General features: G+C 41.8%; 10 protein-coding genes. 6 read left to right on the forward strand and 4 right to left on the reverse strand.

Going from position 1 to position 11,548, the window contains the following annotated elements; translation table 11 throughout:
* Positions 1 to 155 precede the first annotated feature (155 nt).
* Positions 156 to 914: an outer membrane protein assembly factor BamD gene (locus ABMY41_RS20400; RefSeq protein ID WP_054561898.1), complete on the reverse strand. Its 759-nt coding sequence runs from the start codon at positions 912 to 914 to the stop codon at positions 156 to 158.
* Between the two features lie 129 nt (positions 915 to 1,043).
* On the opposite strand from ABMY41_RS20400, the gene rluD reads away from it, so the two are divergent.
* The 3 genes from rluD (at position 1,044) to clpB (ending at position 5,424) form a co-directional block, all read left to right on the forward strand.
* Complete coding sequence (gene rluD / locus ABMY41_RS20405) at positions 1,044 to 2,021, forward strand: 23S rRNA pseudouridine(1911/1915/1917) synthase RluD (protein ID WP_349276076.1); 978 nt, start codon at positions 1,044 to 1,046, stop codon at positions 2,019 to 2,021.
* 5 nt (positions 2,022 to 2,026) lie between these two features.
* The gene (gene pgeF, locus ABMY41_RS20410; protein ID WP_349276077.1) at positions 2,027 to 2,749 is read left to right on the forward strand and encodes a peptidoglycan editing factor PgeF; all 723 of its coding nucleotides are present in this window, start codon (positions 2,027 to 2,029) and stop codon (positions 2,747 to 2,749) included.
* Between the two features lie 98 nt (positions 2,750 to 2,847).
* Positions 2,848 to 5,424, forward strand: coding sequence for an ATP-dependent chaperone ClpB (clpB, locus tag ABMY41_RS20415; protein ID WP_289098353.1), 2,577 nt, complete (start codon positions 2,848 to 2,850; stop codon positions 5,422 to 5,424).
* Positions 5,425 to 5,483: 59 nt separating this feature from the next.
* Here clpB and ABMY41_RS20420 read toward each other — a convergent pair whose 3' ends face one another.
* Positions 5,484 to 7,031 carry a methyl-accepting chemotaxis protein gene (locus ABMY41_RS20420; RefSeq protein ID WP_349276079.1) on the reverse strand — a complete coding sequence of 516 codons (1,548 nt, stop codon included), beginning with the start codon at positions 7,029 to 7,031 and terminating at the stop codon, positions 5,484 to 5,486.
* Positions 7,032 to 7,423: 392 nt separating this feature from the next.
* Here ABMY41_RS20420 and gshA point away from each other — a divergent pair, with 392 nt between their 5' ends.
* Together gshA and ABMY41_RS20430 are read left to right on the forward strand one after the other, a co-directional pair.
* Entirely contained in the window at positions 7,424 to 8,998 is a 1,575-nt protein-coding gene (gene gshA, locus ABMY41_RS20425) for a glutamate--cysteine ligase (RefSeq protein WP_349276081.1), read from the forward strand.
* A 136-nt stretch (positions 8,999 to 9,134) separates the two neighbouring features.
* Positions 9,135 to 9,743: a hypothetical protein gene (locus ABMY41_RS20430; RefSeq protein ID WP_054551741.1), complete on the forward strand. Its 609-nt coding sequence runs from the start codon at positions 9,135 to 9,137 to the stop codon at positions 9,741 to 9,743.
* 87 nt (positions 9,744 to 9,830) lie between these two features.
* Here the strand turns inward: ABMY41_RS20430 and queC are convergent, their stop codons facing one another.
* A complete protein-coding gene (queC, locus tag ABMY41_RS20435) occupies positions 9,831 to 10,511 on the reverse strand; it encodes a 7-cyano-7-deazaguanine synthase QueC (protein ID WP_282658480.1) in 681 nt (226 codons plus the stop codon).
* Between the two features lie 122 nt (positions 10,512 to 10,633).
* On the opposite strand from queC, the gene queE reads away from it, so the two are divergent.
* Entirely contained in the window at positions 10,634 to 11,299 is a 666-nt protein-coding gene (queE, locus tag ABMY41_RS20440) for a 7-carboxy-7-deazaguanine synthase QueE (RefSeq protein ID WP_349276083.1), read from the forward strand.
* A gap of 85 nt (positions 11,300 to 11,384) precedes the next feature.
* Here queE and ABMY41_RS20445 read toward each other — a convergent pair.
* On the reverse strand, positions 11,385 to 11,548 hold a 164-nt coding region (locus tag ABMY41_RS20445), incomplete at its 5' end, for an IS3 family transposase (protein ID WP_349276086.1).

An 11,548-nucleotide genomic window follows, 5' to 3' on the forward strand; every position in this document is an offset into this window, starting at 1 on the left:
CAATGAGTATGGTCGTTAATCATAATGTGTCTCCAAACAAGATTTGAAGATCTGATCATGATGTTGAAATTTAGTTCAAAAAAATCCCCGCTAATTTCTTAGCAGGGATTTGTGTATAAGAGACAGCCTTAGGCGCCTTTTTGCTTTAGTCTGTTTTAACGCTTGTTAGCTTCTCGCGTTGCTTTAGCGTGTTCACTTAGCTCAGGTAAGCCAAGTTTGTTATAGCTTTTTTCCATGATCTCTAGTGCTTGATCAAGGTAGCTGCTTTGTGAGTAGTGCTCAACCACATATTTACCACGGTTTGCTGCAGCAAGGTATGCCTCACGCTCATAGTAGTATTCAGCAACTTTTAACTCGTAGCGTGCCATTTTATTCAGTAGCCACACTAAACGTTTTTTTGCTTCTGGCGCATAAGCACTGTTAGGAAAACGTTTTAAAAGCGTTGATAAATCAGTAAATGCGACACGAGTACGATTTGCATCTCTGTCGGCACGGTCTACACCAAAATATTCTTGGAATGCGTTTTCATCTGCTTTGATATTTACCAAACCACGCATGTAGTACATGTAATCTAAATCTTTGTGGTTTGGGTTTAAGCGAATAAAACGGTCGATAGTTGCGAGTGCTTGTTCAGTATTACCTGCTTGATAATGCGCAAACACTAAGTCCATTTGTACTTGTTTTGATAAAGGACCAAAAGGGTAGCGAGAATCAATAGCACTTAATAGCTCAATTGCACGAGCATACAAGCCAGAATCTAATGTTTGTTTTGCATCTTCGTATAAAGCTTGCGCAGATTTATTAGGAACGCGTTGGATATCTTCTTGATCGGGTGCTGATGAACAGGCACCTAAGCCAAGTACAGATACTGAAAAAACTATGGCGAACGCACGTTTCCCTATTTTATTTATCATTTTATTTCTTACCTTCGATGTCTTCGGCTAGGCCAAGTGAGGAAAACCGAGTAAACTATACGTATTATATTAAAGCGATTCTAACCCAGTCGAGCACAGCTTGCACTGGTAAATTGGGTAAAGTTACTAATGTCAGAGCAAATTTCTCTCCAAGCCGAGGTTCCAATTGACCTTGGCGGTAAACGTCTAGACCAAGTATTAGCGCAATTGTTCCCTGATTATTCTCGTTCACGTATAAAAACGTGGATTTTGGATGATAAAATCACTGTAAACGGCGAAATATTAAACACACCGCGCGAAAAACTACTCGGTGGCGAAGTGGTGAGTGTAGAAACAACCATCGAAGCCCCTCGTGAATACGAGGCACAAAATATCAAATTAAACATCGTTTATGAAGACGATGATATTTTGGTGATCAATAAACCTATGGGATTAGTTGTACATCCTGGTGCGGGTAACCCAGATGGCACGGTATTAAATGCTTTGCTACATCATTACCCTGATATCATTAATGTGCCTCGTGCGGGTATTGTGCATCGCCTTGATAAAGACACCACAGGTTTAATGGTGGTGGCGAAAACAATTCCGGCACAAACTTATTTAGTTTCTGCTTTACAAAAGCGTGAAAACTTCACCCGTGAATACGAAGCAATTTGTAATGGCACAATGACAGCGGGTGGCATGGTTGAAAAACCAATTGGTCGACATGCAACAAAACGTACTCACATGGCCGTGCATGAAATGGGCAAACCAGCTGTGACGCATTATCGTGTTGCAGAAAAATTCCGTGCACATACACGCTTACGTTTACGCCTAGAAACAGGCCGTACTCACCAAATTCGTGTACACATGGCTTATTTAAACCATCCATTAGTTGGCGATCAACTGTATGGTGGTCGTCCGCGCCCGCCAAAAGGTGCTACACCTGAGCTGTTTCAAATGCTACGCGACTTTAAACGCCAAGCATTACATGCTGTAAAACTATCAATTGCACACCCAATTACGGGTGAGTTAATGACCTGGCAAGCACCCATTCCAGATGATATGGCTGCTATGACAGAAGCATTACGCGCTGATACTAAAGCAAACCCAAATATCGAGTTTTAAGCGTTATGATCACACCAGCATGGACTGCCCCAAACTCTGTTAGCGCGCTGAGTACCACCCGACAGGGCGGTGTATCAGTTGCACCCTTTGATAGTTTTAATGTGGGTTTACATGTTGGTGATGATGAGCAAGCCGTGCTTGCAAATCGTGCCTTACTTGCAAATCAGCTGCCTAATCCTGCTGTGTGGTTAAACCAAACACATAGCAGCGATGTAGTCGTGATTGATGAGCAGTCTGATTTAAGCGAACTACGCTCTGCTGATGCGCTTTACACCCGTTTAATAAAGCAGCCGCTGGCGATAATGACCGCAGACTGTTTACCAGTATTGCTTTGCTCGAGTTCTGGGGATGAAGTCGCTGCTGTCCATGGTGGCTGGCGTGGTTTAGCGCAAGGTATATTGGCAAACACGGTTTCGCACTTTCAAGCGCCAGCAAACGATATCATTGCTTGGTTAGGCCCAGCCATCGGTCCTTTACAATTTGAAGTTGGGCAAGAAGTTAAAGAGTGTTTTTGCTCACAAAACCCAGAGCATCAACAAGCTTTTACAGCCAAGCACGAAAAATACATGGCTGATATCTATTTACTAGCACGCCAGCAATTGGCACAATTAGGTGTGGTCAAAATATATGGTGGTGAGCACTGCACCGTCACTGAAAAATCACTGTTTTTCTCTTATCGCCGCGATGGACAAACAGGCCGTATGGCTAGCTTGATCTGGCGCAATTAATACGCCTTTTTTGCGATTAAATTTTCTTCTTTTACTTGAACAAATCACTAAGCATACCCATTAATTAAGCAATTAGATTTTTTAATAGGTAAACCCTTATGCGTTTAGATAGATTTACAAGTAAATTTCAATCAGCGCTTTCAGATGCGCAGTCATTAGCACTTGGGCGCGATCATCAATTTATTGAGCCTGTGCATTTAATGTATTCATTGCTTCAGCAAAATGGTTCAAGTGTGCGTGCGTTACTTGCACAAGCAGGCGTCAGTGCTGATGAGTTAAACACCAAGTTATCCCAAGAAATCGAGAAACTGTTTAAAGTTGAAGGTATTGGTGGCGATGTTCAGCTGTCAAATAACCTGATTTCATTAATTAACTTATGCGATAAATATGCTCAAAAACGAAAAGATAAATTCATTTCGAGTGAGTTGTTTGTTCTTGCCGCCTGTGATGATAAAGGTCCATTAGGTGACATTTTTAAAGCGCTGAATATTACTTCTAGCAAGATCGAATCTGCAATTGAAGCCATTCGTGGTGGCCAAAAAGTAGAAGACCCAAATGCTGAAGAAACTCGTCAGGCATTAAAAAAATTCACCATCGATTTAACTGAGCGAGCAGAGCAAGGTAAGCTTGACCCTGTCATTGGTCGTGATGACGAAATTCGTCGTACTATCCAAGTATTACAACGCCGTACTAAAAATAATCCGGTGTTAATTGGTGAGCCGGGTGTAGGTAAAACAGCGATTGCTGAGGGCCTTGCACAACGTATTATCAATGGTGAAGTACCTGAAGGCTTAAAAAACAAGCGAGTATTATCGCTCGATTTAGGTGCTTTGGTTGCTGGCGCAAAATACCGTGGTGAATTTGAAGAGCGTTTAAAATCAGTATTGAATGAACTTGCCAAAGAAGAAGGCCAAGTCATCCTCTTTATTGATGAAATCCATACTATGGTAGGCGCAGGTAAAACAGACGGCGCAATGGATGCAGGTAATATGCTAAAACCAGCACTTGCCCGTGGTGAGTTACATTGCGTGGGAGCTACAACCCTTGATGAGTATCGTCAATACATCGAAAAAGATGCGGCACTTGAGCGTCGTTTCCAAAAGGTGTTTGTTGATGAACCATCGGTTGAAGACACCATTGCAATTTTACGTGGTTTAAAAGAGCGTTATGAGCTGCATCACTCAGTTGATATTACCGATCCGGCCATTGTTGCCGCGGCGCAGTTGTCGCACCGTTACATCAGCGATCGCCAATTACCAGATAAGGCAATAGATTTAATTGACGAAGCGGGTTCTTCAATTCGTTTGCAAATTGACTCAAAACCAGAGTCTTTAGATAAGCTAGAGCGTCGTATTATTCAGTTAAAACTGGAAGATAATGCGTTGGCGAAAGAAAAAGATGAAGCGAGTCAAAAGCGCCGCACTGAAATGCAAGAACTGATCACTGAACTTGAAGCGCAATACCGCGAACTAGATGAAGTGTGGAATGCTGAGAAGGCCTCACTGCAAGGCACGCAAGTTATCAAAGCAGAACTTGAGCAGGCACGTCTTGATTTAGATGTGGCACGCCGTGCCAGCGATTTACAGCGTATGTCTGAACTGCAATATGGTCGTATCCCTGAACTTGAGCGCAAACTCGACCTTGCTTCACAAGCAGAAATGCAAGAAATGAGCTTGCTTAAAAACCAAGTAGGTGAAGACGAAATCGCTGAGATTTTATCGCGTTGGACAGGTATTCCGGTATCGAAAATGCTGCAAGGTGAACGTGAAAAGCTTCTGCAAATGGAAGATCAATTACACCACAAAGTGATTGGTCAAGATGAAGCCGTTGTAGCTGTTGCGAATGCAATTCGCCGCTCTCGCGCAGGACTTGCTGATCCAAATCGCCCAATCGGTTCATTCCTATTCTTAGGCCCGACAGGGGTAGGTAAAACTGAGCTGACCAAAGCACTAGCCAGTTTCATGTTTGACACTGAAGATGCCATGGTGCGCATTGATATGTCGGAGTTTATGGAGAAACACTCGGTGGCACGTTTAGTCGGTGCACCTCCGGGTTATGTTGGCTATGAAGAGGGTGGCTATTTAACTGAAGCGGTACGCCGTCGTCCGTATTCTGTCATTTTATTGGATGAGGTCGAAAAAGCGCACCCTGATGTATTTAACATCTTACTGCAAGTTCTTGATGATGGCCGCTTAACGGATGGTCAGGGCCGTACCGTTGATTTTAAAAATACGGTGATAATCATGACCTCTAACTTGGGTTCAGATATTATCCAAGAGCAAGCAGGTTCAAATGATTATGCGACGTTAAAAGAAAAAGTGATGGGCGTATTAGTCAGTCAGTTCCGCCCTGAATTTATTAACCGAATCGACGAAACCGTGGTATTCCATCCACTTGCTAATGAGCACATTAAGGAAATTGCTGACATTCAGTTAAGTAAGCTACGTGAGCGATTAACTGAAAAAGGCTACATTCTTGAAGTTACGGATTCAGCTTTAGACCGCATCGCTGAAAGTGGTTTTGATCCTGTTTATGGGGCAAGGCCTTTAAAACGAGCTATTCAACATACCATTGAAAATCCGTTAGCACAGCGTCTGCTCGGTGGCGATTACCAACCAGGTGCCATCATCCATATTGATGCTGATGAGAATGGACTTGTTTTCTCGAGTCGTTAATTAGCCCTAAAAACAAAAGCCGCATCAATTATGATGCGGCTTTTTTGTATCAGTTAAGTTTAAACTTTAAAGGTTAACAGCATATCGTTAACTTTGCGTGAGCCTTCAACAAGCCCCGCTGCATCTTTAGCTACGTTGTAGCTAAGCTTCAAGTTCTCTTCGCTGTGTCCTTTAATGCTTTCTACATTTTCGCGTATATCGGTGCTGACAACTTGTTGTTCCTCAGCAGCCGTCGATATCTCAGTGGCAAGACCTGATATTTCATCAATTTGCGCGAAGATGCTCGCAAGCTCAGTTTGAGTGTGTGCAGTCGTATCAACACAACTATCTGCTTGCGCTTTAGTTGATTGCATCACTTTAGACCAGCGAAATAACGTATCTTGGATCTCTTTAATTGAGCTATGTATTTGTGCTGTTGCATTTTGAGTACGTGAAGAAAGTGCGCGTACTTCATCTGCTACAACCGCAAAACCTCGGCCATGCTCACCGGCACGTGCTGCTTCAATTGCTGCATTCAGCGCTAATAAGTTTGTTTGTTCAGCAATGCCTTCAATCTCACTCATTACTTGGCCTATTTTGTCTGCTTCACTAGCAAGAGAATTAGCGGTAGTGGCTGCTTGCTCTACTTGGTTAGCTAGATCAGACACCATGCTGCTATTATCTTCAATATGCAGTTTGATATCGTTACAGCTTTGGTAAGTGGTTTTAACCTTATCAGCAGTGTGATGAGTATTTGCTGAAATTTCGCCAATAGTCGCACTCATTTGTGTCATTGCCGTAGCAATATCACTTAAACGTTGGCCTTGTGCAGCAATACCTTGCTCGGTTTGTGACGATTGTTTATCTAAGTTAGTAGCAATGTCTTTGAATGAGTAAGTAGAGTCTTTCACGCGACCCAATACAGTTCTAAGCTTAGCGAACAACATTTGCTGATTATAGGCAGCAATACTAAATGGATGAGAGCCCGAATACACATAACGTGAGACTGAATCAAACTCTGCACGTTGCTGCTTTAAGTGGCTTGGCGTAACAACCAGTTCGTCATAATTTAGCGCAAAAAGTAGTGCTAAAAGGACACATGCGGTTAAAGCAACCATCCATGAGGTGGTCATTGCTAACCCAGTAATACCTGCAACCAATAAAATCGCAGACATTATTTGTCTGAGTGAAATATTCTCACGAAATGATGCGATAGATTTTCCATCATTAATTTTAGTGTACAGTGCCATCGCACGGGTTTTTAATTGCTCAGATGGTTTGGTACGCACTGATTGATAGCCAACTAATTGGCCATGTTCATAAATAGGCGTAACGAACGCATCGACCCAATAGTAGCGACCATCTTTACAGCGATTTTTTACCATGCCACGCCAAGAGTGGCCCTCTTTAAGTTTTTCCCACATCTCTTTAAATGCCGCTTTAGGCATATCTGGGTGGCGTACAATATTATGATTTTTTCCGAGAAGCTCTTCTTCGGTGTAACCTGCTATAGTACAAAATTCCTTATTTACGTATGTGATTACACCGCGTAAATCTGTGGTAGAGACAAGCTCTTGGTTATCAGAGTATGTCACTTCTTGATTGACGATTTCTTGCCCACGACGCATATGAGTCCTCGAAATATACTTTTTTATGGTGTGCGGATTATAGTCTCAGAAAAATGTAAGGGAAGGGGGGAGATAGTGTTAACTGTGAAACTTTTAATAATTTCATCTTCCCTTTGATCTAAAACAATATCTTGCCTGAATTAATATGTTTAGCCTCAGTCTTTTATATTAGTTAAAAGACCTAATATCCTCAAGGAAAAAGCCTAAATTGTATTTTTAACCGTTTAAGCAACAATGAAGTGCCACCAAAGCAATTGTATATTGTGACTCACAATGGCAAGATTGAGCTTCGAGTGTATAGGTAAATAATGAAACTGATATTTCTGACTTGAGTAATTGTTTTTTGCCCCCATACACTTAGGATTAAAGCCACGCGGCTCGAGGAAGCATTTTTGATAAAACATGATTTAAATAAAACGCTAGAAGCGTTAACGGCACAATTTCCTAACGCAATTAATGGGATTCAACGTGGTATCGAGCGAGAAGCATTAAGGATTAAACCAAGTGGTGTTATCTCACAGCAAGGTCATCCACAAGGCGTTGGTAGCGCTTTAACGAATGATCATGTCACCACTGATTTTTCAGAATCACTTTTAGAATTTATCACTCCGGTTAGTACATCTGCAGAGCAAACACTCGCGCAGCTAAAAGACTTGCAAAAGTTCACCTTATCGCAGATGGGCGATGAGCTGTTATGGCCGATCAGTATGCCATGCTTTATTGAACATCAAGATGACATTGTACTCGCACAGTTTGGTGACTCAAACATTGGCCGCATGAAAACACTTTACCGTGAAGGCTTAAAGAACCGTTATGGCAGCATGATGCAGGCCATTGCCGGTGTGCATTTCAATATCTCTTTCCCAGAGAGCTTATGGCAAAGCCTGTATAGCTTAAACGGCAACCAAGGTACATTAGCTGAGTCTATTTCGAATGGCTATTTAGGGCTTATTCGTAACTTTAAGCGTGAGCTTTGGTTGATCAGTTTTTTATTTGGTGCATCACCAGCATTATGTAGTTCATTCTTACAAGGGCGCGAAACTGATTTACCATTCAAAAAGCTAGGTAAAGGTACTCTTTATTTAGAAGTGGGCACAGCGCTGCGTTTGGGTAACCTTGGTTACACTAACAGTGCACAATCGTCCTTACGTGTTATGTATAACTCACTAGAAGAATATGTAGCAGGCTTAAAAGAGGCAATTCATACGCCATCGGATATCTATGGTCATATTGATGATTACACGAGCGCGGAGCCAAAGCAGTTAAATAAAAATATTCTGCAAATCGAAAACGAGTTTTACTCGCCAATTCGCCCTAAGCGCAATGCAGCATCGGGCGAAACACCGACCGATGCATTACTTCGCGGAGGTATAGAATATATCGAAGTACGTGCGCTTGATGTTAACCCGTTTAGTGAAACTGGTATCGATTTACAGCAAATTCGTTTCTTAGATGTATTCTTAACCTATTGTTTATTGAATGACTCGCCAGAAATGGATTGGCAAGAGCAAAAGTTAAGCACCACTAACCTTGATGCGGTTGTCAATGAAGGCCGAGCCCCTGAGCTAATGCTTAACAAGCAGGGTGAGATGGTGCGTCTAACTGATTGGGCTGAGACAATTTTTACTCAGCTATTTGAAGTTGCCCGTTACATGGATAATGCATATGGCGTGAGTTATTACAGTGAAACCATAGCTGAGCTTGCAACTTGGGTGAACAGCCCAAGTAAAACTTTCTCTGGCAAATATGTTAATGCGCTGGCTAATGAGAACCAAGATAATGGTCATTTCGCTTTAGCACTTGCACAGCAGTACAAGCAAAGCCACCTTGATGCTGATTACCAATTTTATGATCAAGCATTTTTGGCAAAACAAGCGGCTGACTCTGTACTTAAAGAGCGTGAAGTTAAAGCAGCAGACAGTGTATCTTTTACTGCATTTTTAGATGACTATTTTGCTAAAGCTTAGTATGGTGAAGGCATAAAAAAACGCAGCCTAGGGAGGCTGCGTCAAAGATTCTTCAGGGATGAAACAATGCTATACTGCTGCATTCATAAGTTCAGACTGACCTGATGAGAAAAAGTTCAGCGAGATCCATAAAAAAATGAAAAAAAGTATAATTATTTTATCGCTGGCCGCATCTTTGGCTGGTTGTGCAACGGCTCCTCCTGAGCAACCTCATGATATATGTAAGATTTTTGAAGAAAAACCTGACTGGTATTACGATGCTCGTGATGCACAAGAAAAATGGGGTTCGCCAAAACATGTGCTAATGAGCATGATGTATCAAGAAAGCTCATTCCGCCATGATGCAGCACCACCAATGGAATATTTCTTGTGGGTAATTCCAATCGGACGTGCTAGCTCTGCATATGGCTACTCTCAAGCAAAAACCCCAACATGGTCAGATTACATTCGTGAAACAGGTAACAGCGGTGCAGACAGAGATGATTTTGATGATGCTATCGACTTTATGGCCTGGTTCGTTTACAAAACTCATAAAGTAAATGGTATATCGAAATGGGACGCCTACGCGCAGTACCTAAATTACCACGAAGGGTGGGGCGGCTATAAGCGAGGCACTTATAAAAGTAAAAAATGGCTAATGAGCGTTGCTAATAAAGTTAAACATCGAGCTAGCCGTTATGGCGCACAACTCAAAAAGTGTGAAGCCGATTTAGACAAAAACTGGTTTGAACGTTTATTTAGTTAGTAAATTAACACAGTTTTTGGATGTTAAATTTTTACAACATTGATTTATAAAAAAGGCTATCAAATATTTGATAGCCTTTTTTATGCTTTATTCGTATTCGAGAGGGTCTGTAACCTTATTTAATGCAAAGGCTTCTAAGCGCTCTTGGCAAGCCCCACATTTACCACAGGCTTTATCGCGGCCGTTGTAACAGGTCCATGTTTGGCTGTAATCAAGACCCATTTTTAAACCGTCTGTCAAAATGTCGATTTTGGTATTGTTTAGGTACGGGCTGAAAATTTCAACAGCGTCGTAGTTGGCAATACGGCAAACATCATCCATTTTTTGTACGAACTCAGGGCGACAGTCCGGGTAAATTGCATGATCGCCTGAATGGGCACCGTAATAAACTTTACTAGCTTTTAAAGACACCGCATAACCTACAGCAAGTGATAGTAAAATCATGTTGCGGTTAGGCACAATTGTGCTCTTCATGCTTTCTTCTTCGTAGTGACCTTCTGGTACTTCGATATCATCAGTTAGTGATGAGCCACCAATCAACTGGTTGATTGCTGAAATATCAACAATCTTGTGAGAAACACCTAACTTTTCACATACTTGAGCTGCTACTTTAAGCTCTTTAACATGACGCTGGCCGTAGTCGAACGACAGGGCATATACTTCATGGCCTTGTTGCAGGGCTTTATTTAATACGGTAAATGAGTCCATACCGCCGGAATAAATCACAACTACTTTTTGCGTCATATCTGTTTTGCTCTTACTTTTGATAGAGGTTTACTTCAGGGCGCGATATACTACACGGCTCGGGCCTAAATAACAATTTTTGCGCGTGTTTTTGGTTTTTTTGATGGTATGTATTTTATACCGTTGCGTCGTAAGTGAGATGTCTTTTGTACAAAATTAACGAAGTGTTTGAAACAATTCAAGGTGAAGCGAGTTTTACGGGTACACCTTCAATCTTTTTACGTTTACAAGGCTGCCCTGTGGGTTGTGCTTGGTGTGATACAAAACAAACATGGGACGTTGATAACGTATATAAAGTGTCACTTGATGACACCGTTGAGAAAAAAGCAGACTCAGATCATTGGGCTGAAGCAACAGCTGAGCAAGTGTTAGCGTTATTTAAAGAACGTGGCTACAACGCAAAGCATGTGGTGATCACTGGTGGTGAGCCTTGCATGTACGACCTAAATCCAGTGTGTGAATTATTACACGAAAATGGCTATTCGACTCAAATTGAAACCAGCGGTACATTTGAAATTTTAGTCCCTGAGCAGACATGGGTGACTGTATCACCAAAAATTAATATGCGTGGTGGCTATAAAGTATTACGCAGTGCAATGCAACGCGCTGATGAAATTAAACACCCAGTGGCAATGCAAAAGCATGTGGAAGAACTCGAAGATTTATTCTTAAAAACAGGTGTGAATCCGCGTTTAGTGTATCTACAACCAATTAGCCAAAAAACCTCAGCAACTAAACTTGCCATTGAAACCTGTATTGCAAAGAACTGGCGTTTATCGGTTCAAGTACATAAGTATTTAGGAATTAGTTAGGGTTTAGCCGTTAGCCGTTAGCCGTTAGCCGTTAGCCGTCAGCCGTCTGATTTGTGATCTGACCCCGATAAAGTAGACACGGGGTTTAATTAACTTGTTCGTACTGCATGGGACTTTTATACCCTAGGGTGCCATGCCTTCTTACTGAGTTGTAGTATTTTTCAATATAAAAATACGTTTGTGTTGTCATTTCACTACGACTCAGTTCATTTAAATTCTTTATCCACTCCTTTTTATACTGCGCGAAGA

The sequence above is a fragment of the Pseudoalteromonas sp. BZA4 genome (genome assembly GCF_040104395.1).
GTDB lineage: Bacteria > Pseudomonadota > Gammaproteobacteria > Enterobacterales > Alteromonadaceae > Pseudoalteromonas.